Raw genomic sequence first — 23,860 nt, 5'->3', positions numbered from 1 at the left:
GAGCAAGCCCGCTCCCACATTTTGATCGGTGTATCTTCAGGGGGTCAGTAAACATCCCGGCGGTAGCGGCCCTGCTCAATCAAGCGTTCGACGGCTTCGCTGCCCAGCACATCGTGCAGCACCTGATCCACACCCGCCGCCATCCCTTGCAAACTGCCGCAGACGTAAATCGCGGCGCCATCGGCCACCCATTTACGCAGCACATCCGCTGATTCGCGCAGGCGATCCTGCACGTAGATTTTCTCTGCCTGATCCCGGGAAAAGGCCAGGTCAAGCATCGCCAGGTCACCGCTGGCCAGCCAGCCTTGCAGCTCGTCCTGGCAGTGGTAGTCATGGGCGATATTGCGTTCGCCAAACAGCAGCCAGTTGCGCTGCTGGCCGTCGGCAACCCGCGCCTTGAGCAGGCTGCGCAACCCGGCAAGGCCGGTGCCGTTGCCCAGCAGAATCATCGGGAGCGGCTCGGTCGGCAGATGGAAACCACTGTTGCGCCGCACTCGCAGGCTGATGGTCGAACCCAGCGGTGCATGTTCGGTCAACCAGCCGGAACCCACGCCCACGCTGCCATCGGGGTGACGCTCCTGGCGCACGATCAGCTCCAGCACACCGTCGCTGGCAATCGAGGCGATGGAGTATTCGCGCATGCCCAGCGGCACCAGTGCATTGACCAGCGCCTGGGCATGCAGGCCCACCAGGTGTGCGCGATTGTCCGGCAGTTGGCGGCCGGCCAGGGCCTGGTCGAGGGTGTGTGCAAGGCCGTCGACTACCACACCTTCGCTGCCGGCCAGTCCCAGGCCTTCCAGGAAGTGTTCGATGGCCCATGGGCAATTGCGTGGCAGCACTTCCACCAGGTCGCCGGCCAGCCAGTCTCGGGGGGCTGGCGGGGTGAGCCCGAGCAAATAGACGCCGGAGCCACTGCTGTGCGGGTTGAGCAGGGTGCGTTGCTTCAGGGTCCAGTTTTCATAGGTCGCGCTGGCCCATGCCGCAGCGGGTGCATGGCCGGTCAGTTGGCCCAGTTGTTGTTGCCAGTGCAGCAACGCATCGGTGTCGCCGCTGTCGACTTCCACCGGGGCGAACAGCGGGTTGCCGCCCTGGTTGGTCAGCCAGAAATGCAGGCGCCGTGCGAAGCCGCAGAAGTGTTGGTACTGGCGATCACCCAGGGCCAACACCGAGTAGTTCAGGCCCTTGAGGGACAGGTCCTGGCCGAGCACGCTGCGCTCGAAACCGCGGGCGCTGTCCGGTGCCTCGCCGTCGCCGAAGGTGCTGACCACGAACAGCGCATGGCTCGATTGGCGCAAATCCTCTTCGCTGACGCTGCCCAGCGACTGCACGTTCACTGGCACGCCGGCGGCCTGCAACTGCCCGGCGGTCTGCCAGGCCAGTTGCTCGGCAAAGCCGCTCTGGCTGGCAAAGCCGATCAGCCAGGCCGGCGCGTCGCTGTGGTTGCCGGTCAGGCCTTTGCGGGCATCGCGCACCTGGCGTTTCTTGCGGCGGCGGTCCAGGTACAGCAGCCAGCCGGTGATGAAGAACAGCGGCATCAGCAGCGCGCTGAACGTCAGGATGATCCGGCCGGGCAGGCCGAAGTAGCTGCCGGTGTGCAGCGCATAGATACTGGTCAGGATCTGCGCCTTGAAGCTTTTGCCGGCGTAGGTGTCATGGGATTTGACTTCGCCGGTGGCCGGGTCGAGGTTGATCTGGTTCAGCGCGCGATCGTGGGGCGAGGTCTTCAGCAGGTAGTAGACGGTGGCTGGTTGGCCGGCGACCGCGGGCATGCGGATGTTGTAGCCGCTCAAGCCGGGGCCGGCGTTGCTGTAGATGCTGCTCCAGATCGCGGCGTAATTGGCCACCGGCGCAGGCCCTTCGGGGGCCGGGCCGCGCTTGCGTACGCGTTCGTTCTGCGGCGCGTCGGACAGCAGTCTGGTCATGCCGTTGCTGTACCACTCGTAGGACCAGAACAGTCCGGTGAGTGCCGCCAGAAGATAGAACAGCAGGCACCAGGTGCCGAACACCGAGTGCAGGTCCCAGTTGAAACTACGGCCTTTCTTGCGCCAGTCCACCGCCAGCCATGCACGCCAGCTTGCCACTTGGCGCGGCCAGCGCAGGTACAGGCCCGAGAGGCAGAAGAACACCAGGATCAGCGTGCAGGCGCCGGTGATTTGCCGGCCGGTGTCGCCGATGGCGAGGAAACGGTGCAGTTGCAGCACGAAGCCGAAGAAGTCCTGGCCGACGGCATCGCCCAGGTAGTCGCCGGTGTACGGGTCGAAGTAGCGCATCTGCCCGCGACGTTCACCGGGCGGTGGGGTGAACCAGACCTTGGCCGCGTTGGTGCTGTCGGGCTGCACCGTGAGCATCGACACGACTTTGCCTTCGCGGGCTTCCAGCAGGTGCACCAGTTCAGCGGGCGGCAGTACCCCGGCCGGACGCTTTTCCACCGTCAACACCGTCGGGTTCAGCAACTCGATGAGTTCATCCTGGAACGACACCGTTGCGCCGGTGATCCCCATCAAGGCCAACACCAGCCCGGCGGTAATGCCGAAGAACCAATGCAACTGGAACAGGGTTTTCTTCAACACGTCGTACGGCCTCGTCATCAGGTTAGGTGTTTCACGGCGCGCATTATGCCGCGAGTTGTCGAGAAACATTCTTTTTTACACGCAAAAACCCCACGCATCCGATGCGTGGGGTTTCGTGCAGTCATTTGTATCGGTTTAGAAATGGAAACTGGTGGTCAGCAGGGCCGTACGACCGGCTGCCTGGTTGGCAAAATGCGAGGCATAGGCCTTGTCGTAGTAGGTCTTGTCGGTGAGGTTCTGCACGTTCAACTGCAGGTCGACGTTCTTGGTCAGCTTGTAGCTGGCCATGGCGTCGTAGCGGGTGTAGGACGGCACGTAGACGGTGTTGCCCGCATCGCCGTAGACCTCGTCGACATAGAACGCGCCGCCGCCGATGGTGAGCTTCGGTGTCACGTCATACGTCGTCCACAGGCTGAAGGTGTTCTTCGGCGTGTTGGGCATCTGGTTGCCTTTGTTCGAGCCGGCACTGACGACACCGTTACGACCGTTCAGGCCCGGGTCCACCAGTTCGCTTTTCAGGTAGCTGTAGCCGGCGAACACTTGCCATTGATCGGTCAGCTTGCCGCTGGCGGAAAGCTCCAGGCCGTCGACGCGGGATTCGCCACCGTTTTCATAGGTCAGCGCGTCCACCAGGATCCGCGTGTTTTTCTTCTCGGTGCGGAACACCGCAGCGGTCAGGGACAGGCGGTCGTGGAACATGTCCCACTTGGTGCCCAGCTCGTAGTTGACGGTCTCTTCCGGTTTCAGGTCGCTGGTGGCGGCGCCGGCAGACAGCGGGTTGCCGTCGGCGCCTTCACCTACCAGGCCGCCGGCCGGTGAGGCTGAGGTGGCGTAGGAGGCATAGATGCTGCCGTTTTCAACCGGCTTCCAGACCAGGCCCGCCTGCCAGTTGAAGAACTGGCTGTCGTTCTTGATCTTGCTGCGGGCCTTGACGGTGGCGGTCGGCACCGCATTGGTGTTGGCCACGGTGTCGAAGGTGTCGTAGCGCAGGCCGACGTTCAGCAGCCATTTCGGGTCCAGCTCGATGGTGTCGAACACATAGGCGGCACGGCTGGTGGCCTTGGTGTTGGTGCCGTTGTAGTTGCGCGCAATGCTGCCGGTCCAGGCATCGTCCGGGTTCGGGTTGCCCAGCGAGGTGCACTGGCCACCTTTGCCGGGCGCCGGGCAACCGGGGTTGCTGTTCGGGCTGACGGTGTAGCCGCTGTAGCGGGTTTCTTCGCCGGTGAATTCCAGCCCGGTGGAGTAGGTGTTCTTGAAGCCCAGCGCCTGGAAGCTGCCAAACAGATCGGTCTGGTTGGTGGTGGTCTCGGTGGTGGACACGCGGGTGTTCGCGCGGCGCCACACGGTGCCGAACTGGTTGACGTTGTGCTGGCTGTCGTCGGGTTGGGTGACGATATAGTCCTGGCCGGTGTTGCCGTGGCGCAGGGTGTTTTTCAGCGTCATGTTGTCGTTCAGGTCGTGCTCGATGGAGAACGTGCTGATGTCGGCGCGGGTCTTGCGGAAGTCGCGATCCTTGAGGCCGTAGAAGTTGTTGCTGTCGCCGCCGTCGGTTGGCTTGTCATGCACGTGGGCGGCTCTTGCGCCGCTGTTGCTGTAGCCATACGGAATGCCCGAATCCGGCAGGTCGTTGCTTTCCATGTGGTAGTAGCTGAAGTTGACGCGGGTCGGAGTGCCCAGGCCGAAGGTCAGCGACGGCGCCACGCCCCAGCGGTCGTAGTTGACGGCATCACGCCCGGCGACGTTCTGTTCGTGGCTCATCAGGTTCAGGCGGAAGGCCGCGCTGTCGAGGAACTGACGGTTGACGTCGAGCACATAGCGGCGGGTCTGGTCGGAGCCGTAGGTGAAGCCACCGTTGGTGAAGTCCCGCGCCTGTGGCGTCTTGCTCACCAGGTTGAGACTGCCGCCGGCCGAGCCGCGGCCGCCGAATGACGAGTTGGGGCCTTTGCTGACTTCGATGGATTCGATGTCGAAGATCTCGCGGCTCTGGCCGCCCGTGTCGCGCACGCCGTCGAGGTAGGTATCGCCCTGGGCGTCGAAGCCGCGAATGAACGGACGGTCGCCCTGCGGGTTGCCGCCTTCACCGGCGCCGAAGGTAATCCCCGGCACGGTGCGCAAGGCGTCCTGCAACGAGGTGGCGGCGGTGTCCTTGAGCACTTGCTGCGGCACCACGGTGACCGAGCGAGGAGTATCTACCAGCGGCGCGGTGTACTTCTGCGAGGAGGCTTTTTCGACCTGGTAGGACGTGCTGTCCTGTTCCTGGCCGGTGATGCTGGTGGCTCCCAGGGAAATGCTGTTGCGCTCGCCTTTCTGCTCGGTGTCTTCAGCAGCTTGCGCCATTTGGGCGGCAGAGCTGGCGCTGATGGCAACGCCGATGGCCGAGGCCAGCAAACGTGGTGAACTGGCAGGTGTTTTTATCGAAGTGCGCGGCATGAGTGTGTCCTTTCCCCAAGGAGGTGAGGCCGCGGAATATAGGGAGAACAAGACTTCATATCAATTGCGATACATTACTATTCGCACTGAATTTACGTTCTTTACACTTTTTGCTTACGGTTTTGACGATCTCGTTCGTCCTTTGGGCGGGAGTAGGGTTGTACACAGTCAATAAGAATCACTACCATTGGCGTCTCACTGTTTTCAGGTAATGCCTCCATGTTGCTGCACATTCCCGGCCTGTTCTCTCGCGAGGAAGTGCTGCGCATCCGCGAAGCCCTGGCGCACACCGAGTGGGCCGACGGCAAAATCACTGCCGGGCACCAATCGGCCAAGGCCAAACACAACCTGCAACTGCCGGAAGGCCACCCGCTGGCAAAGGAAATCGGCGCGGCGATCCTCGATCGACTGTGGAAAAATCCGCTGTTCATGTCAGCGGCGTTACCGCACAAGGTCTTCCCGCCATTGGTCAACTGTTACACCGCCGGCGGCAGTTTCGACTTCCATATCGACAACGCCGTGCGTCAGTCCAAGGGCAGCCACGAGCGGGTGCGCACTGACCTTTCCTCCACCGTATTTTTCAGCGACCCCGACGACTACGACGGCGGCGAGCTGGAAATCCAGGACACCTTCGGCCTGCAGCGGGTCAAGTTGCCGGCGGGCGACATGGTGCTGTACCCCGGCTCCAGCCTGCACAAGGTCAACGCCGTGACCCGTGGCGCGCGCTACGCCTCGTTTTTCTGGACCCAAAGCCTGGTGCGCGAGGACAGCCAGCGCACCTTGCTGTTCGAGATGGACGGGGCGATCCAGCAACTGAGCCGCGACGTGCCCGACCACCCCGCGCTGATCCAGCTCACCGGCACCTATCACAACCTGCTGCGCCGCTGGGTTGAGGTCTGACCGTGGGCTTTTTATTGCGCCGTGAAGAAGTACTCAACGTTGAGCAATTGCAGAGCATGCTCGACGACTCCCCGGTGCGCGCCGCCCAGGCGATTTTGATCGCTGCGAAAGAGGGCGTGGTGGATGCCCAGGCGCTGCTCGGGCAAATCCTGCTGGAAGGGCGCGGCATCGAGCGCGATGAAGCACTGGCGATGCGCTGGTTCCGCATTGCCGCCCAGGGCGGGCATTTGATGGCGCGCAATATGCTCGGGCGTTGCCTGGAGCATGGCTGGGGTTGCGAGGCGGATGCCGTGGCGGCGGCCCGGGAATATCGTCGGGCGGCCGAGGCCGGGCTGGATTGGGGCTTGTACAACTACGCCAACCTGCTGGCGACCGGGCGCGGGGTTGCCGAGGATCAAGCCCAGGCGCTGGCGTGTTATCGACAGGCGGCGGAACTGGGCCATGCCAAGTCGATGAACCTGCTGGGGCGTTATCTGGAAGAAGGGCAGTACTGCCCGAGGGATCTGGAGGCGGCGGTGGCGTGGTATCGCCAGTCAGCAGAAGGCGGGGATTTTCGCGGGCAGTTCAGTTATGCGGCGGTGTTGGCGGACCGGGGCGAGATAGAAACGGCACTGGAATGGTTGCGCAAGGCACTGGCGGGCGGGAATTTGAAGTTCTTGCGGGTGGCGCACAAGGCGTTGTGTGCCGCCAATGAGCCGCAGATACGGGCAATGGCCGAGATCTATCAAGAGCATGCGATTGAACTTGATCGTTCCCACGCGCTGCGTGGAAATGCCGCCCTGGACGCTCTGCGTCCGCTCTAACGGCGTGACGCAGAGCGTCACCGGATGCGTTCCCACGCAGAGCGTGGGAACGATCAGGGCGTGCGTTTACAGGTAGAACGATTTCAATGGCGGGAAGCCATTGAATTCAACTGCGCTGTAGCTGGTGGTGTACGCACCGGTGGACAACCAGTACATCCGGTCACCAATCGCCAGGTTCAGCGGCAGGCCGTACTTGTAGTTCTCGTACATGATGTCGGCGCTGTCGCAGGTCGGGCCGGCGATAACCACTTCTTCCATCTCGCCTTTCTTCTCGGTCCAGATCGGGAACTTGATGGCTTCGTCCATGGTTTCGATCAGGCCGGAGAATTTGCCCACGTCGGTGTAGACCCAGCGCTCGACGGCGGTGCGGGATTTACGCGCAACCAGTACCACTTCGCTGACCAGGATCCCGGCGTTGGCGATCAACGAACGGCCCGGCTCCAGGATGATTTCCGGCAGATCGTCACCGAAGTCTTCCTTGAGGAAGCGGATGATTTCCTCGGCGTAGGTTTCCAGGCTGTTGGTGCGGGTGATGTAGTTGGCCGGGAAGCCGCCGCCCATGTTGATCAGCTTCAGGTGGATGCCGTCTTCTTCCTTCAGGCGCTCGAAGATCACTTTGACCTTGGCAATCGCCGCGTCCCACACGCTGATGTCACGCTGCTGCGAGCCGACATGGAAGGAGATGCCGTAAGGCACCAGGCCCAGGTCGCGGGCGAGAATCAGCAGGTCCATGGCCATGTCGGTCTGGCAGCCGAATTTGCGCGACAGCGGCCAGTCGGCCGTGGTCGAGCCTTCGGTGAGGATACGTACATACACTTTCGAACCCGGGGCGGCCTTGGCGATATTGCGCAGGTCGGCTTCGGAGTCGGTGGAGAACAGGCGCACGCCCTTCTCGTAGAAGTAACGGATGTCCTTGGATTTCTTGATGGTGTTGCCGTAGCTGATACGGTCGGGGCTGACGCCGCGGTCCATGACCTTGTCCAGCTCGTAGATCGACGCGATGTCGAAGCTCGAACCCTTGTCCTTGAGCAGGTCGATGATCTCGACGGCCGGGTTGGCCTTGACGGCGTAATACACCTTGGCGAATTCGAAACCGGCGCGCAGGTCATCGTAGGCCTGGCTGATCATCGCGGTGTCGATCACCACGAACGGGGTTTCCTGGGTGTCGGCGAACGCCTTCATTTTGTCAAAAGTGGCGCGCGCGAAATAGTCTTCGACCTGGATCGACATGCTGGGAACTCCTACTGGCAAACTAGATTGATCAATGGGTGCAAATGAACGTCCTCCGTATCCCCACTTTGGTTCGCCTACTTCCCAAGGCATGTCGCCGAAAGCAAAAAGGCCATGGGATCAACCGCTTCCCTTGGCCTTGCTGTCTCGTCGTCAGTACTTGAGCCGGATGGATCGTTTCCAGCATGGACGTTCGGCGCGAACTTTAGGACGTGAGGGGCTATAGATCAACTAAAAATGTCGCGTTTTTGCACGCGTTCGTCGTGCGGCCGCGTGCAGCTACTTATGTAACCGACCGGTATGACGGATTGATGTTCCCCGGTAGGGGCAATTTGAGGTGTTGCGGGTACAGTGAAGATCCAATGTGGGAGCGGGCTTGCTCGCGAAGGCGGTGTATCAGCCAATGCATCCGGTGACTGACACTCCGCCTTCGCGAGCAAGCCCGCTCCCACATTTTGACCGCTGTGTGTCAGGTCAGGCCAGTGCTGTCTCGGCAGGCGACACAATGCTGGTCTTGCCCCCACGGGACTTACCGGAACTCAGGTACTCGGCAATCGACTCCTGGGTCACTTCCCCGAGGAACACCCGCTCCGCATCCATCACCGGCAACCACGAGCGGTTGAACTCGTACATCCGCGACAGCAGGATGCGCAAATGCTCGTCATACGCCGCCGTGGCGTTGAATTCCCGCAGGTACTGGCCGCAGGTACCGGTCTGACGATGCAGGTCGCGACGTCGCACATAACCCAGGGCCTTGTTCTCGGCATCGGTGACCACCACGTAGCGACGGTCCAGCTCATCCATCTGCTCCAGGGCATCCGCCACCGGGGTTTCCGGGCTGACCGACGGCGCGTTGTCCGCCGCATCTTCAGCCTTCACCAGCAGCAGGCGCTTGAGGGTGCTGTCCTGGCCAACGAAGTTGCTGACGAATTCGTCGGCAGGGTGGGCCAGCAGGGTGTCCGGGTGGTCGATCTGCAGCAGCTTGCCGGCGCGGAAGATCGCGATCTTGTCACCCAGCTTGATGGCTTCGTCGATGTCGTGGCTGACCATGATCACGGTCTTGTTCAGCGCGCGCTGCATCTCGAAAAACTCGTTCTGGATCATCTCGCGGTTGATCGGGTCGACCGCGCCGAACGGCTCATCCATCAGCAGCAACGGTGCATCCGCCGCCAGGGCGCGGATCACGCCGATCCGCTGCTGCTGGCCGCCGGACAGTTCACGCGGGTAGCGATGCAGGTACTGCTTGGGTTCGAGCTTGATCATGCTCATCAACTCGCGGGCGCGGTCGTGGCATTTCTGCTTGTCCCAGCCCAGCAGCTTGGGCACCACCACGATGTTCTCTTCGATGGTCATGTTCGGGAACAGACCGATCTGCTGGATCACGTAGCCGATGTTGCGACGCAGGGTCACTTCATCCAGGTCGGTGGTGTCTTCGCCGTTGATCAGGATCTTGCCGGAGGTCGGCTTGATCAGGCGGTTGATCATCTTCAGCGTGGTGCTCTTGCCGCAGCCCGAGGGGCCGAGGAATACGCAAATTTCGCCTTCGTTGACGGTCAGGCTTACGGAATCAACGGCGGTGATGGTCTTGCCGTTGCTTTGGAAGGTCTTGGTCAGGTTTTGAAGTTCGATCATTTGAGCAGTCCTTTTGGAGTCAGCGTGCGTTGCAGCCATTGCAGAAGCAGGTCGGCGAAGATGGCCAGGAGACTGACCAGCACGGCGCCAACGATCAGCATCGACATGTCGCTGCGGCTGATGGAAGCCAGAATAAGTACACCCAGGCCACCGGCGCCGATGGTGGCGGCGATGGTCATCACACCAATGTTCATGACGACGGCGGTGCGCACACCGGCGAGGATCACCGGTACGGCAATCGGCAGCTCGACCATGCGCAAGCGCTGGCCGAAGGTCATGCCGATGCCTTTGGCGGCCTCGCGAATGCCTGGCTCAACGCCGGTGAGGGCGAGGTAGGTGTTACGCATGATGGGCAACAGGGAATAGAGGAACACGGCGGTGATCGCCGGCATCGGCCCCAGGCCCTGGCCGAACTTGGAGTAGAACGGCAGCAGCAGGCCGAACAGCGCGATCGACGGCACGGTCAGCAACACCGTGGCACTGGCTTGCAATGGGCCGGCGAGCGTCGGGAAGCGGGTCATCAGCACACCCAGGGGCACGCCTACGACGATTGCGAGGATCACTGCAATGCCGACCAGGGTGATGTGCTGCCAGGTCAGGTGCAGGACTTGGGCCCAATCAAGATGGGAAAAGGCGTTCAGGAATTCCATGTCTTCTCCTCTTAGTTGATCGGATGCTGGCGCAGGAAATCTGCGGCCACGGCGGACGGGCTTTCGTGGTCGACGTCGACCCGCGCATTCAGCTGGCGCATGGTTTCGTCGTCGAACAGCGCAGCCAGTGGCTTGAGATCAGCGGCCAGTTGCGGATGGGCATCGAGGTAAACCTGACGCACCACCGGCGCGGCGGTGTAGTCCGGGAAGTAGTGCTTGTCGTCTTCCAGCAGCTTCAATTTGAAGGCGTTCAGGCGACCGTCGGTGGTGTAGACCAAGCCGGCAAACACCTGGCCATTACGCAGCGCGGTGTACACCAGGCCGGCGTCCATCTGCCGGGTGTTCTTGCGGGTCAGGTTCATGTCGTACAGCTTGACCATGCCGGCCATGCCGTCGGAACGGTTGGCGAACTCGGTGTCCAGGGCCACCAGGCGGTTTTCCTTGGTTTTCTCGGCCAGTGCCGCGGTCAGGTCGCTGATGCTGTTGATCTGCGGGAATTCCTTGGCCACGTTCTCTGGCAGGGCCAGGGCGTAGGTGTTGCTGAATTTCGACGGGGAGAGCCAGACCAGGCCTTTTTTCGCGTCGAGTTCTTTCACTCGGGCGTAGGACTGTTCGCTGTCGAGCTTCTCGTCGACATGGTTGTAGGCCACCAGCGACACGCCGGTGTATTCCCAGATCAGGTCCAGTTGCCCGCTTTCCTGGGCACTGCGTGCCAGGTTGCTGCCCAGGCCGCCGGTCACACGGGTGTCGTAGCCCTTGGTGCGCAGGTACTGGGAGGTGATTTCGGCGAGCAGGGTCTGTTCAGTGAACACCCGGGCACCGATGCGGATGACCGGTTTTTCAGCGGCTTGCGCAAACCCTGCGAACAGCAGGACGCAGCTCAATATCAATGTCAGTTTTTTCATGTGAATTCCTGTTTCAGGCCCAAGACGGGGCCAAAGCCTTAAGACGGACGCAACCCGCGTTCCAGCCAAAGGCGGCTGGCCATGGTCACCAGACCGTCGAGCAGCAAGGCCAGCAGCGCGGTGCATGCGGCGCCGAGCAGCAGTTGCGGCTGATTGTTCAGGGCGATGCCGGGGAAGATCAGGCTGCCCAGGCTGTTGGCGCCAATCAGGAACGCCAGGGGCGCGGTACCGACGTTGATCGCCAGGGCCACGCGTACACCACCGATGATGATCGGCACGGCGTTGGGCAATTCCACGCGAAACAGCACCTGGCGCGGCGTCATGCCGATGCCGACGGCGGCTTCTTTCAGGGAACCTTGAACGTTTTTCAGGCCTTCATAGGTGTTGCGCACGATGGGCAGCAACGAGGCGAGGAACAGCGCGAAGATCGCGGGGCCGCTGCCGATGCCAAGGACACCGAGGGCGATGGCCAGTACGGCCAGGGGAGGGACGGTATTGCCGATGTTGAAGATCTGCATGAAGCGTTCTGCGCGCCCGACCATGTTGGGTCGGCTCAGCAGGATACCGGCGGGAATCCCTACGATCAGGGCGGCCAGCATCGAAACAAGGACGAGGATCAAGTGAGCTTGCAGGTAAAACAACAAATCGTCGCGGTACAGTTCGATCGTGTTGATGCCGATCCAGTGGACCAGCAGGGCCAGGAGAGCGACGACAACCGCTCCTCCTATCAGCCCTTTGCCATAGCGAATAGCCACAGGCGGACTCCTTTTTTCTTTTGTCGGCGAACACATTTCCGAGCGGCAATGCCATTCCTGGCTGTCGGCGAATGTGGTCGCGAATAGCAGCTCGCCCCTACCGGCAACGCGGTATGCGGTCGAGCCATGAGCGCAGCCTCGTCAGGCTAACTTGCTGATTTTTCAGCCCCTGTTACGAGTGCGATAGCAGGGGAGTGGACGTCTCTACCTTTTAAAAGGTTCCATACTTGGCAGCAATTAGCCACCCCCAATGGGGTGAACGGTGGTCCGTCACCCCGGGTTTGCGCTATACTCGCCGCCCTTTTTTGACTCACCTGCCAGGCGATTTCCCATGACCCACCAGGCCGCCGAAGTCGCGAAACGCCGCACTTTCGCCATTATTTCCCACCCCGATGCCGGTAAAACCACCATCACCGAAAAGCTGTTGCTGATGGGCAAGGCGATCGCGGTGGCCGGCACGGTGAAATCCCGTAAATCCGACCGCCATGCCACCTCCGACTGGATGGAAATGGAAAAGCAGCGTGGTATTTCCATTACCACGTCGGTCATGCAGTTCCCGTATCGCGACCACATGATCAACCTGCTCGACACCCCGGGCCACGAAGACTTCTCCGAAGACACCTACCGCACCCTGACGGCGGTGGACTCGGCGCTGATGGTCCTCGACGGCGGTAAAGGCGTCGAGCCCCGCACCATCGCGCTGATGGACGTGTGCCGCCTGCGGGATACGCCGATTGTCAGCTTTATCAACAAACTCGACCGTGACATCCGCGACCCGATCGAACTGCTGGACGAAATCGAAGCCGTCCTGAAGATCAAGGCTGCGCCGATCACCTGGCCGATTGGTTGCTACCGCGACTTCAAGGGCGTGTACCACCTGGCCGACGACTACATCATTGTGTACACCGCTGGCCACGGCCACGAACGTACCGATGTGAAAATCATCGAGAAGCTCGACTCCGACGAAGCCCGCGCCCACCTGGGTGACGAGTACGACCGGTTTGTCGACCAGCTGGAACTGGTGCAGGGCGCCTGCCACGAGTTCAACCAGCAGGAATTCCTCGACGGCCAGCTGACGCCGGTGTTCTTCGGTACCGCCCTGGGCAACTTCGGTGTCGATCACGTGCTGGATGCCGTGGTCAATTGGGCCCCCAAGCCGCTGGCCCGGGTTGCCAACGAGCGTACCGTGGAGCCTGTGGAAGAGAAATTCGCCGGCTTCGTGTTCAAGATCCAGGCGAACATGGACCCCAAGCACCGCGACCGTATCGCCTTCATGCGTATCTGCTCCGGCAAATACGAAAAAGGCATGAAAATGCGCCACGTGCGTACCGGCAAGGACGTGCGCATCGGCGACGCCCTGACCTTCTTCTCCTCCGAGCGTGAGCAGCTGGAAGAAGCGTATGCCGGCGATATCATCGGCTTGCACAACCACGGCACCATCCAGATCGGTGACACCTTCACCGAAGGCGAAGTGCTGGGCTTCACCGGTATCCCGCACTTCGCCCCGGAACTGTTCCGCCGCGTACGCCTGCGTGACCCGCTGAAATCCAAGCAACTGCGCCAAGGTTTGCAGCAGTTGGCGGAAGAGGGTGCCACCCAGGTGTTCTTCCCGGAACGCAGCAACGACATCATCCTCGGCGCCGTCGGTGTGCTGCAGTTCGATGTAGTGGCCAGTCGCCTGAAAGAGGAATACAAGGTGGAATGCTCCTATGAGCCGATCACCGTGTACTCCGCGCGCTGGATCGACTGCAGCGATAAGAAGAAGCTGGAAGAGTTCAAGATCAAGGCCGTGGAAAACCTGGCGATCGACGGCGGTGGTCACCTGACCTACCTGGCCCCGACTCGGGTCAACCTGGCGCTGATGGAAGAGCGCTGGCCGGATGTGAAATTCCGCGCGACCCGTGAGCATCATTAAGATCTGAGCGGTACACCAAAAGGCGAAGCTGTCATGGCTTCGCCTTTTTTCATGCCCGAGAAAAGTGAATGGGCGGGTGTTGCATGCTTGCTGAATCGTTTCTCTGTGAGACTTGACAGTATTTCCCTGCCTTGCCTTCGGTCTATAAAGGCGATGCAGCGAGTCCCTTTAAAAGATGAGGTGATGACATGACTGATCCTAAAGCAAACGGTTCTTCAGGTGATATGCACGTTGTTTTAGTGCCTGAGCAAAATATGATGCTGACCCATGATGTCTTGCTTACTGCACTGTCCCGTCTAGTTGCAGTCGCTGGATACCATGGCGGGGTTAATGGGGTATCCATTCACTTTCTTCGAACAGGCCTTTCAGGCATTCAAAAAGGTGATGTTTTCAAAGTCGGTGTTCATGATGGCCTGGAAGTGGCGGCGATTGATTACACGTTCGAAGGTGATAACAGCATCCATGAGGCGGTAGACGGAAAAATTACTGTAGAGGATATCGATCATTCGCTGCCCTCTCTTCGTCTTAGCTTTGAGTTTCACGGCGAATTTAACCACGAAGTTGAAAACTTCCATGGGTCGTGCCGAGTCGAGGGGCTGGACAATTCCGGCTATGAAAAGATCAAGAGCCGATTTTCGAAAGACAGGCGAGAAGCGTAGAAAACCGTTCGCAGGGGATTGAAGCGATTGTGCCGCCCATCCAGGCCAGGTGTTGCGAGAACGCCGCATTGGGTCTAGCGTCTATCGTGGCGACGGTAAAAGGCTGTCGTGCGCAATTCATCTTCTGACTGGGCGGAATTCGACCATGAGTATCTTTCAACGTGTGGTGCTGTTGCTCAAAGTGCTGGTGATGATGTCATTGGGCATGTCTGCCGCGTGGGCCAATACGGCTGTGCAAAGCCATGGCACGGGATTTGTGGCGGCGAAGACGGTGCAGGCGGGTGGCTTGCAGTTGGCCAAGAGTGAATCCGAGCCCGGTGACGAAAACCAGGGCGGTTCCAAGGACGATGACGATGCCGAGAACCCGGACAATGATGGCGAAGACAGCGACACTTACAACGATGGCGACAGCGATACGTAAGTAACGCAGGCAAAAGAAAGCCCCGCTTGCCGAACAGATGCGCTATCCGACAAGCAGGGCTGTAGAACACTGGAATGCTCTGGACTCACCCTCCAGAGCATTTTTTTTGCACGTCAGACCACAAATTGCTCCGCGTAGTGGCAAGCCACCTGGCGGTTGTCGAGTGGTCGCAGCACCGGTTCATCGGTACTGCACAGCTGGGTCGCGTACGGGCAGCGCTTGTGGAAGGCGCAGCCAGACGGCGGGTTCAACGGGTTGGGCAACTCGCCGACGATTTTGATCTTCGGTTTGTTCGGGTCCGGATGAATGGTGGGGGTTGCCGACAGCAACGCCTGGGTGTACGGGTGCAGCGGGCGTGCGTAGATGTCTTCCTTCGGGCCCACTTCCACCGGGCGGCCGAGGTACATCACCATTACGTCGTCGGCGACGTGCTGCACCACCGCGAGGTTGTGGGAGATGAACACGTAGGCGGTGTTGAATTCCTGCTGCAAATCCATGAACAGGTTCAGCACCTGGGCCTGGATCGATACGTCCAGCGCCGAGGTCGGTTCATCCGCCACCAGCACCTTGGGTTGCAGCATCATCGCCCGCGCCAGTGCGATTCGCTGGCGCTGGCCGCCGGAGAACATGTGCGGGTAGCGCTGATAATGCTCAGGGCGCAGGCCCACTTGCTTCATCATCGCCTGGACCTTTTCCCGGCGCTCCGCGGCAGACAGGTTGGTGTTGATCAGCAGCGGCTCGCCCAGTTGGTCGCCGACCTTCTGGCGCGGGTTCAGCGAGGCGTAAGGGCTCTGGAACACCATCTGCACGTCTTTGCGCAGTTGCTTGCGCTGGGCCTTGTCGGCACCGGCGACTTCTTGCCCGGCGATTTTCAGCGAGCCGGAAGACGGCTCTTCAATCAAGGTCAGGGCGCGGGCCAGGGTGGATTTGCCGCAACCGGACTCGCCTACGACCGCGAGGGTCTTGCCGGCTTCCAGTTCGAACGACACACCGTTGAGTGCGCGCACCAGGGCATGGCCCTTGAACAGGCCACGGGACACTTCGTAGTGACGGGTCAGGTCGCGGGCGGTAAGTACGACGGCCATTACGCCACCTCCTGATTCAGCGGGTAGAAGCAGCGGGCAAGGCTGTGGCTTTTCGGGTCAAGGCCCGGGCGTTGGGCGCGGCAGGACTCCTGCACATACGGGCACCGCGGCGACAGCAGGCAACCCTGCGGGCGGTCATAACGGCCGGGAACGATACCCGGCAGCGTGGCCAGGCGCGTGGCGCCGAGGCTGTGCTCGGGGATCGCCTTGAGCAACGCTTCGCTGTACGGGTGCGCCGGGATGTCGAACAACTGCGGCACCTGGCCGACTTCCACGGCCTGGCCGGCATACATCACGCACACGCGTTGGGCGGTTTCGGCCACTACCGCGAGGTCGTGGGTGATCAGCACCAGGCCCATGTTCTGCTCTTTCTGCAAGGCCAGCAGCAGGTCCATGATCTGGGCCTGGATGGTCACGTCGAGGGCGGTGGTCGGTTCATCGGCGATCAGCAGTTTCGGCTCGCCGGCAATCGCCATGGCGATGGCCACACGTTGGCTCATACCACCGGACAACTGGTGCGGGTAGGCATCCATACGGCTGGCTGCGCCCGGGATTTCCACCTTTTCGAGCAGTTCGATGGCACGCTTGCGCGCTTGCTTGCCGGACATTTTCAAATGCAGGCGCAGCACTTCTTCGATCTGGAAACCCACGGTGTAGCTGGGGTTCAGGGCGGTCATCGGGTCCTGGAACACCATCGCCAGGTCTTTGCCGACGATCTGCCGACGCTGGCGGTTGCTCAGCTTGAGCATGTCCTTGCCGTCGAAGTTCAGGGCGTCGGCGGTGACGATACCGGGGTGCTCGATCAGGCCCATCAGCGCCATCATGGTCACGGATTTACCCGAACCCGACTCGCCAACGATCGCCAGTACTTCACCTTTGTCGACGGAGATGTCGAGGCCATCGACCACCGGCACGGCGGTCTTGTCGCCGAAGCGGACATTGAGATTCTTGATTTCTAGCAGTGACATGGGAATCTCCTCAGGCGGCGTTCTTGAGTTTCGGGTCCAGCGCATCGCGCAGGCCGTCGCCCATCAGGTTGATTGCCAGCACGCTGAGCAAAATGGTCAAGCCAGGCAGGCTCACGACCCACCATGCGCGTTCGATGTAGTCGCGGGCCGAGGCCAGCATGGTGCCCCACTCAGGGGTTGGCGGTTGTACGCCAAGGCCCAGGAAGCCCAGGGCGGCAGCATCGAGAATCGCCGAGGAGAAACTCAGGGTGGCCTGAACGATCAGCGGCGCCATGCAGTTCGGCAGCACGGTGACGAACATCAGGCGCGGCAGGCCGGCGCCAGCAAGGCGTGCGGCGGTCACGTAGTCACGGTTCAGTTCGCCCATCACCGCAGCGCGGGTCAGGCGGACATAGGACGGCAGCGACACGATCGCGATGGCGATCACGGTGTTGATCAGGCCAGGGCCGAGGATCGCGACAATGGCCACAGCCAGCAGCAGCGACGGCAGGGCCAGCATGATGTCCATCAGGCGCATGATGGTCGGGCCGAGCAGGCGCGGGAAGAAACCGGCGAACAGGCCCAGCAAGATCCCCGGGATCAGCGACATCACCACCGACGACAAGCCGATCAGCAACGACAGGCGCGAACCCTGGATCAGGCGCGACAGCAGGTCACGACCGAGTTCATCGGTGCCCAGCAGGAACTGGATCTGCCCACCTTCCAGCCAGGCCGGAGGGGTCAGCAGGAAGTCACGGTATTGCTCGCTCGGGTTATGCGGGGCCACCCAAGGGGCGAAGAGCGCGCAAAACACCACCAGCAACATGAACAGCAGGCCGGCAACGGCGCCCTTGTTCTTGGAAAAGGCTTGCCAGAATTCTTTGTACGGGGACGGGTACAGCAGGCTTTGATCGACTGCTACCGCGGGAGTAGGTGTGGTCATGGTCATGATCTCAGCGCTGGTGACGGATGCGTGGGTTGGCGAAGCCGTAGAGGATATCCACCACGAAGTTCACCAGAATCACCAGGCAGGCGATTAACAGGATGCCGTTTTGCACCACGGGATAATCCCGTGCGCCAATGGCTTCGATCAGCCATTTGCCGATGCCGGGCCACGAGAAGATGGTTTCGGTCAGGACCGCGCCGGCCAGCAGTGTGCCGACTTGCAGGCCGACCACGGTGAGTACCGGGATCAAGGCGTTACGCAGGCCGTGGACGAACACCACGCGTGCCGGCGACAGGCCCTTGGCCTTGGCGGTGCGGATGTAGTCTTCGCGCAGTACTTCGAGCATCGACGAACGGGTCATGCGCGCGATAACGGCCAGCGGGATGGTGCCGAGCACGATGGCCGGCAGGATCAGGTGGTGCAACGCGTCCCAGAATGCGTCCGGCTCGTCGGCCAGCAGGGTGTCGATCAGCATGAAGCCGGTGCGCGGCTCGATGTCGTAGAGCAGGTCGATCCGTCCGGAGACTGGCGTCCAGCCCAGGCTGACGGAGAAGAACATGATCAGGATCAGGCCCCACCAGAAGATCGGCATCGAATATCCCGCCAGGGAGATGCCCATCACCCCATGGTCGAACAGGGATCCTCGCTTCAAGGCCGCGATCACCCCGGCTAACAGCCCCAGGATGCCGGCGAACAACAGGGCGGCCATGGACAGTTCCAGGGTCGCAGGGAAAAGGGCGGTGAATTCAGTCCACACGCTGGTACGGGTGCGCAGGGATTCGCCGAGGTCGCCGTGGGCGAGCTTGCCGACATAATCCAGGTATTGCGCGTAGAGCGGTTTATTCAGACCAAGGCGTTCCATTGCCTGAGCGTGCATCTCGGGGTCGACTCGTCGTTCGCCCATCATGACTTCGACGGGGTCGCCAGGGATCATGCGAATCAACGCGAAGGTCAGCAAGGTGATGCCGAAAAACGTGGGGATCAATAACCCCAATCGGCGGGCAATAAAACTAAACATCTTGTTGTGTACCTCAATCAGCCGGTTAGGCAGGTTCGGCACCGTCAATGTCGACGGTGCCGAGCGTCTCTTATCTACTTCACCTGGGTGGTGGCGAAGTTATTTGTGGTCAGAGGGCTTTGGGTATAACCCTCGACGTTTTTACGCATGGCGGTGAACATTTTCGGGTAAGCCATGGGAATCCATGGTTGGTCCTTGTCGAAAACGTCCATTGCTTGTTCATAGAGTGCAGCGCGCTGGGTGGGTTCAGCGATGGCGCGCGCCTTGTCGATCAAGTCTTGAAACTCCTTGTTACACCAGCGGGCGTAGTTTTCGCCGTTTTTCGCTGCATCGCAACTCAAGTTCGGGGTGAGGAAGTTATCCGGGTCCCCGTTATCCCCCGCCCAGCCGGCGGAGACCATGTCATGTTCGCCATTCTTGGCGCGCTTGAGCATTTCGCCCCATTCCATGACCTTGATGTTCACTTTCAGGCCGATCTGCGCCAGATCCGCCTGCATGCGCTGGGCGCCGAGCATCGGGTTGGGGTTGGTCGGGCCGCCGCCGTTGCGGGTGAACAGGGTGAACTCGGTGCCTTCCGGTACGCCGGCTTCCTTGAGCAGGGCGCGGGCCTTGTCGAGGTCGCGGGGCGGGTTTTTCAGCTTGTCGCTGAAACCCAGCAGGGTTGGCGGGTACGGGCCGGTGGCGTCGACCGCGTTGCCTTTGCCGTACAGGGATTCGTTGTAGCCCTTCTTGTCGAACGCGATGTTGATCGCGTGACGCACCCGCGCGTCGCTCATGTACTTGTGGGTGGTGTTCATGGCGGTGTAAGCGGTGGTCATCGCCGCCAGTTCCGCCACCTTCAGGTTCGGGTCGGCCTTCATGCTCGGCACGTCATCCGGTTTCGGATACAGCGCGATCTGGCATTCGTTGGCCTTGAGCTTTTGCAGGCGCACATTGTTGTCGGTGGTGATGGCCAGGATCAGCGGGTCAGCCGGCGGCTTGCCACGGAAGTACTCCGGGTTGGCCTTGAAGCGCACTTGGGCGTCTTTGGCGTAGCGGGTGAAGATGAACGGGCCGGTGCCGATGGGCTTGGCGTTCAGGTCATCGGTCTTGCCGGACTTGAGCAACTGGTCGGCGTATTCGGCGGAGTGAATCGAGGAAAACGCCATGGCCAGGTCGGCCAGGAACGGTGCTTCAGGGCGGGTCAGGGTGAAGACCACGGTGTGGTCATCGGTCTTCTCTACGCTCTTGAGCAGTTCCTTGAAGCCCATGCTTTCAAAGTATGGGTAGCCCACGTTGGACTTTTTGTGCCACGGGTGATTCGGGTCCAGCTGGCGCTGGAAGCTCCAAAGCACGTCGTCGGCGTTCATGTTGCGCGTGGGTTTGAAGTAGTCGGTGGTATGGAACTTGATGTCGTCACGCAGGTGAAAGGTGTAGGTCAGGCCATCGGCGCTGATCTCGGGCAGGTCTTTGGCCAGCGCCGGGATCACTTCGGTGGTGCCGGGCTTGAAGTCCACCAGGCGGTTGAAGATGGTTTCGGCCGCGGCGTCGGCGGTGACAGCCGTGGTGTACAGGACCGGATCGAAGCCTTCCGGGCTGGCTTCGGTGCAGACGACCAACGGTTTGGCCGAGATGCCCACAGCAACGCTCAACAGCGCAGCGGCAATGGCGGCTTGTAACGGGAGCATTTTCATCTAAGAGCCCTCTGCAATCGATTGGACCAGACAAGCGTAGGCGGCGGGCCCGTCCTGAGCCCGCCGCCGACCTGGCGCTGATTAAAGAATGTTGAACGGGATGGTGGTCACCAGGCGGAACTCACGCAGGTTGCCGTCAGCCTGGTTGGCGCTGGCACGGTGAGTCACGTAGGTACCACGAATGGTGGTGGCCTTGAGTGCGCCGCTCTGGATCGCGTAAGCCGCGCCTACACCGTATTCCTGGTGCTTCTCGCCGTCCTGGGCCTGAATGCCGTTGTAGGCAAAGCCAGCGCGGCCGCCGTCGCCGGTGTAGTGAGTACCGTCGATACCCCAGCCACGTGCCGAGTAGACGTTGAACTTCAGGCCCGGCACGCCGTATTCGGCCATGTTGATGCCGTAGGCGATCTGGAAGGACTTCTCGTTCGGACCGTTGAAGTCGGACGTCAGGGAGTTGGCCAGGTAGATGCCGTTGGTTTCGTGCAGGTAGTCGAAGTACTCGTCGCCGTTCACGGCCTGGTAGGAGAAGGTCAGGCTGTGAGCCTGGTGGGTCAGGCCGAACGACAGCGAGTAGGTATCGTTGTCGATCTTGCCCATCAACTTTTTGCCTTCGTCGACGGTCTTGTAGTAGTTCAGGCCCGTGGTCAGGGACAGGGTCTGGCTGTCACCCAGCTCGTGGGTAGCACCGAAGTAGTACTGGTTCCAGAAGTCTTCCACGTTAGCGGCGAACAGGCTGGTCTTCAGGCTCTTGAACGGCTGGTAGTTGACGCCCAGGGTGTTGACCTTGTCGGTTTCCTGGCGACCATTGCCGTATTCAGTACGGAATTTCGACAGGCTCTGCTCGGTCCGTGGCGAAACGCGGTCGAACACGCCGCCCTGGAAGGACAGGTTGCTGAACTCTTCGCTGTTGAAGCTCACACCTTCGAAGCTCGAAGGCAGCGCACGGTTACCGATGGTGTCGATGATGCCGCTGCTGAAGTTCTGGCGACCGGCGGTCAAGGTGGTGTTCGAGACACGGAACTTGACGTTGGCCAGGCCCAGTTTGCTCCACTGGTCTACAGCGTCGCCGTCGGAGTCGGCCAGGGTACGGTTGGAGCCGCCCTTGATGTCGCGCTTGCTGCGGTCCAGGACCAGAGCGTTGTAGACCGCCACTTCAGTGCTCACGCCAACGGTGCCTTGGGTGAAACCCGAGGTAGCGTTGAGGATGGTGCCTTGCACCCAGTTGGTACGGTAGTTGTCAGTACGGGCTTCGCCGTGCTTCTGGTAAGTGAACTTGCTGCCACGGAAGCGTTGTTCGTTGGAGAACCAGTTGCGGGTTGTACCGCCCAGGCTTGCGCCATCGATAAAGCCTTTGGCCTCGCTTTGGGCGCTGGTGCCGGCCAGTGTGGTTGGAACGAAGTCCTGGCTTGCAGGATCAGCGTAGGCGTTAGCCGTGATGCTGCTGATGGCCAGGGCCAGTAGCGCGGTGCTGCTCAGTTTCATGGGTGAAGCTCCTTTGGTTCTCTTTTTAATGCCGGTCTTTTTAGGTGAACCGGCTATTGGGTGTGTAACTCATTCAAGCCTTTGCAAACGTTTGCCCATGGGTAAAACCCGAAATAAGGCTGCACGTTTGCAGCAAGGCGAATGCTCGCCCTGCGCAATCCGGTTATCTTTTTATGGGTTGATGCTGACGCCCGAGAACACGTTGCGGCCGAAGGGGCTCACTTTGAAACCTTCGACTTTGGCGCTTAACGGCTGGTTGACCGTCGAGTGGGCGACTGGCGTGATCGGCACCTGCTGCTTGAGCAGTTGCTGCGCCTGTTTGTATAGAACAGTCCTTTGTTCGCGGTCGGTGACGACCTTGGCTTGCTTGATCAGCTTGTCGTACGCCGGGTCACACCACATGGAGTAGTTGTTCCCGCCGATGGCGTCGCAGCTGTAGAGGGTGCCCAGCCAGTTGTCCGGGTCACCGTTGTCGCCGGTCCAGCCGATCAGGCTGATGTCATGCTCGCCATTCTTGGTGCGCTTGATGTACTCGCCCCATTCATAGCTGACGATCTTGACCTTGAGACCAATCTTCGCCCAATCGCTTTGCAGCATTTCGGCCATCAGCTTGGCGTTGGGGTTGTACGGCCGTTGTACCGGCATCGCCCACAGGGTGATCTCGGTGCCTTCCTTCACGCCGGCAGCCTTGAGCAATTCCTTGGCTTTTTCCGGGTTGTAGGCGACGTCCTTGATGGTGTCGTCGTAAGACCACTGGGTCGGCGGCATGGCGTTGACCGCCAGTTGCCCCGCGCCCTGGTACACGGCGTTGAGGATGCTCTGCTTGTTCACCGCCATGTCCAGGGCCTGGCGCACTTCGAGCTGGTCGAAGGGCTTGTGCCGCACGTTATAGGCGATGTAGCCCAGGTTGAAACCCGGCTTGGTCAGCAGTTGCAGATTCGGATCGGCCTTCAGGGCTTCGACGTCGGCCGGGCGCGGGTGCAAGGTGATCTGGCATTCGCCGGCCTTGAGCTTTTGCACCCGTACCGAGGCGTCGGTGTTGATCGCAAAAATCAGCTGGTCGAGCTTCACGCGGCTCGGGTCCCAGTACTGTTTGTTGCCGGTGTAGCGAATCTGCGAGTCTTTCTGGTAGCGCTGGAACACGAACGGCCCGGTGCCGATCGGCTTCTGGTTGATGTCGCTGGGCTTGCCGACCTTGAGCAAGTGGTCGGCGTATTCAGCCGACAGGATCGAGGCGAAGCTCATGGCGATGTTCTGGATAAACGCGGCGTCGACCGTGTTCAGGGTCATCACCACGGTGTGCGGGTCGGTTTTCTCGACCTTGGCGATATTCTTGTTCAGGCTCATCCCGTTGAAGTACGGAAACTCGGTGGGGTAGGCCTTGCGGAACGGGTGTTCGGGGTCAAGCATGCGATTGAAGGTGAACAGCACGTCGTCGGCGTTGAAGTCGCGCGTCGGCTTGAAGTCCTTGTTGCCGTGGAATTTCACCCCTTCACGCAGGTGGAAGGTATAGGTCAGGCCGTCTTCGGAAATATCCCAACGGGTTGCCAGGCCCGGTACGACATTGGTCGCGCCTTTTTCAAACTCGGCCAAGCGGTTGTAGATAGGCTCGGCGGCGTCGTTATCGGTGGCCGTCGTGTATTGCGCGGTGTCGAAGCCCGCCGGGCTGCCTTCGGAGCAAAACACCAGGCTCTTTTTCTCGGCAGCCTGGCCCATCGAGGCCACAGCCAGCAGGCTGGTGCCAAATATCGCGGATAGAACGGTGGTATGGCGCATAACAATCCCGATCCTTGTTTGTTGTTTTCGTCAGTGAGCAATCGCAAGGTCATTCACGACCTTGCG

The 23,860-nt window shown here is 60.8% G+C and carries 19 protein-coding genes; 5 read left to right on the top strand and 14 right to left on the bottom strand.

Features of this window, described 5'->3' with window-relative positions; all coding sequences use genetic code 11:
* Positions 1–44: 44 nt before the first annotated feature.
* Positions 45–2,570, bottom strand: a complete 2,526-nt coding sequence (locus HX821_RS19275; RefSeq protein WP_177036250.1) for a sulfite reductase flavoprotein subunit alpha — start codon at positions 2,568–2,570, stop codon at positions 45–47.
* A 135-nt stretch (positions 2,571–2,705) separates the two neighbouring features.
* Positions 2,706–5,000, bottom strand: a complete 2,295-nt coding sequence (locus HX821_RS19270; RefSeq protein WP_177036231.1) for a TonB-dependent siderophore receptor — start codon at positions 4,998–5,000, stop codon at positions 2,706–2,708.
* A 219-nt stretch (positions 5,001–5,219) separates the two neighbouring features.
* On the opposite strand from HX821_RS19270, the gene HX821_RS19265 reads away from it, so the two are divergent.
* Both HX821_RS19265 and HX821_RS19260 read left to right on the top strand, forming a co-directional pair.
* Positions 5,220–5,900: a Fe2+-dependent dioxygenase gene (locus HX821_RS19265; protein WP_003215964.1), complete on the top strand. Its 681-nt coding sequence runs from the start codon at positions 5,220–5,222 to the stop codon at positions 5,898–5,900.
* Between the two features lie 2 nt (positions 5,901–5,902).
* On the top strand, positions 5,903–6,703 hold the full coding sequence (locus tag HX821_RS19260) for a tetratricopeptide repeat protein (protein WP_177036230.1): 801 nt from the start codon (positions 5,903–5,905) through the stop codon (positions 6,701–6,703).
* Positions 6,704–6,769: 66 nt separating this feature from the next.
* Here the strand turns inward: HX821_RS19260 and HX821_RS19255 are convergent, their stop codons facing one another.
* The 5 genes from HX821_RS19255 to HX821_RS19235 form a co-directional block, all read right to left on the bottom strand.
* Positions 6,770–7,933, bottom strand: coding sequence for a type III PLP-dependent enzyme (locus tag HX821_RS19255; protein ID WP_003215969.1), 1,164 nt, complete (start codon positions 7,931–7,933; stop codon positions 6,770–6,772).
* Between the two features lie 474 nt (positions 7,934–8,407).
* Positions 8,408–9,565 (bottom strand): betaine/proline/choline family ABC transporter ATP-binding protein, encoded by a 1,158-nt coding sequence (locus HX821_RS19250; protein ID WP_008437274.1) that lies wholly within the window; start codon positions 9,563–9,565, stop codon positions 8,408–8,410.
* Positions 9,562–10,215, bottom strand: a complete 654-nt coding sequence (locus tag HX821_RS19245) for an ABC transporter permease (protein ID WP_003215973.1) — start codon at positions 10,213–10,215, stop codon at positions 9,562–9,564. Before HX821_RS19245 ends, HX821_RS19250 begins: the two co-directional genes overlap by 4 nt.
* Before the next feature lie 11 nt (positions 10,216–10,226).
* A complete protein-coding gene (locus HX821_RS19240) occupies positions 10,227–11,120 on the bottom strand; it encodes a glycine betaine ABC transporter substrate-binding protein (protein ID WP_003215975.1) in 894 nt (297 codons plus the stop codon).
* Positions 11,121–11,158: 38 nt separating this feature from the next.
* Positions 11,159–11,911 (bottom strand): ABC transporter permease, encoded by a 753-nt coding sequence (locus HX821_RS19235; protein WP_233092015.1) that lies wholly within the window; start codon positions 11,909–11,911, stop codon positions 11,159–11,161.
* A 295-nt stretch (positions 11,912–12,206) separates the two neighbouring features.
* Here HX821_RS19235 and HX821_RS19230 point away from each other — a divergent pair, with 295 nt between their 5' ends.
* The 3 genes from HX821_RS19230 (at position 12,207) to HX821_RS19220 (ending at position 14,870) form a co-directional block, all read left to right on the top strand.
* Entirely contained in the window at positions 12,207–13,790 is a 1,584-nt protein-coding gene (locus tag HX821_RS19230; protein ID WP_003215978.1) for a peptide chain release factor 3, read from the top strand.
* A 188-nt stretch (positions 13,791–13,978) separates the two neighbouring features.
* Positions 13,979–14,449 carry a hypothetical protein gene (locus HX821_RS19225; protein ID WP_177036229.1) on the top strand — a complete coding sequence of 157 codons (471 nt, stop codon included), beginning with the start codon at positions 13,979–13,981 and terminating at the stop codon, positions 14,447–14,449.
* A gap of 145 nt (positions 14,450–14,594) precedes the next feature.
* Complete coding sequence (locus HX821_RS19220) at positions 14,595–14,870, top strand: hypothetical protein (RefSeq protein WP_003215984.1); 276 nt, start codon at positions 14,595–14,597, stop codon at positions 14,868–14,870.
* Between the two features lie 113 nt (positions 14,871–14,983).
* Here the strand turns inward: HX821_RS19220 and HX821_RS19215 are convergent, their stop codons facing one another.
* The 7 genes from HX821_RS19215 to HX821_RS19185 all read right to left on the bottom strand — a co-directional run bounded on the left by HX821_RS19215 (position 14,984) and on the right by HX821_RS19185 (position 23,734).
* Positions 14,984–15,955: a peptide ABC transporter ATP-binding protein gene (locus HX821_RS19215; protein WP_003215987.1), complete on the bottom strand. Its 972-nt coding sequence runs from the start codon at positions 15,953–15,955 to the stop codon at positions 14,984–14,986.
* Positions 15,955–16,923, bottom strand: a complete 969-nt coding sequence (locus HX821_RS19210; protein WP_003215989.1) for an ABC transporter ATP-binding protein — start codon at positions 16,921–16,923, stop codon at positions 15,955–15,957. Before HX821_RS19210 ends, HX821_RS19215 begins: the two co-directional genes overlap by 1 nt.
* Positions 16,924–16,933: 10 nt before the next feature.
* Positions 16,934–17,845, bottom strand: coding sequence for an ABC transporter permease subunit (locus tag HX821_RS19205; protein WP_003215991.1), 912 nt, complete (start codon positions 17,843–17,845; stop codon positions 16,934–16,936).
* 10 nt (positions 17,846–17,855) lie between these two features.
* On the bottom strand, positions 17,856–18,866 hold the full coding sequence (locus HX821_RS19200; RefSeq protein WP_003215992.1) for an ABC transporter permease subunit: 1,011 nt from the start codon (positions 18,864–18,866) through the stop codon (positions 17,856–17,858).
* Between the two features lie 74 nt (positions 18,867–18,940).
* Entirely contained in the window at positions 18,941–20,539 is a 1,599-nt protein-coding gene (locus tag HX821_RS19195; RefSeq protein ID WP_102369916.1) for an ABC transporter substrate-binding protein, read from the bottom strand.
* 81 nt (positions 20,540–20,620) lie between these two features.
* Complete coding sequence (locus HX821_RS19190; protein ID WP_003215995.1) at positions 20,621–22,018, bottom strand: OprD family porin; 1,398 nt, start codon at positions 22,016–22,018, stop codon at positions 20,621–20,623.
* Positions 22,019–22,189: 171 nt separating this feature from the next.
* Positions 22,190–23,734 carry an ABC transporter substrate-binding protein gene (locus tag HX821_RS19185; RefSeq protein WP_371316154.1) on the bottom strand — a complete coding sequence of 515 codons (1,545 nt, stop codon included), beginning with the start codon at positions 23,732–23,734 and terminating at the stop codon, positions 22,190–22,192.
* Positions 23,735–23,860 lie beyond the last annotated feature (126 nt).

The organism is Pseudomonas sp. B6001 (assembly GCF_013386015.1).
Lineage (GTDB): Bacteria > Pseudomonadota > Gammaproteobacteria > Pseudomonadales > Pseudomonadaceae > Aquipseudomonas.
This window is presented reverse-complemented; position numbering and strand designations above follow the sequence as displayed.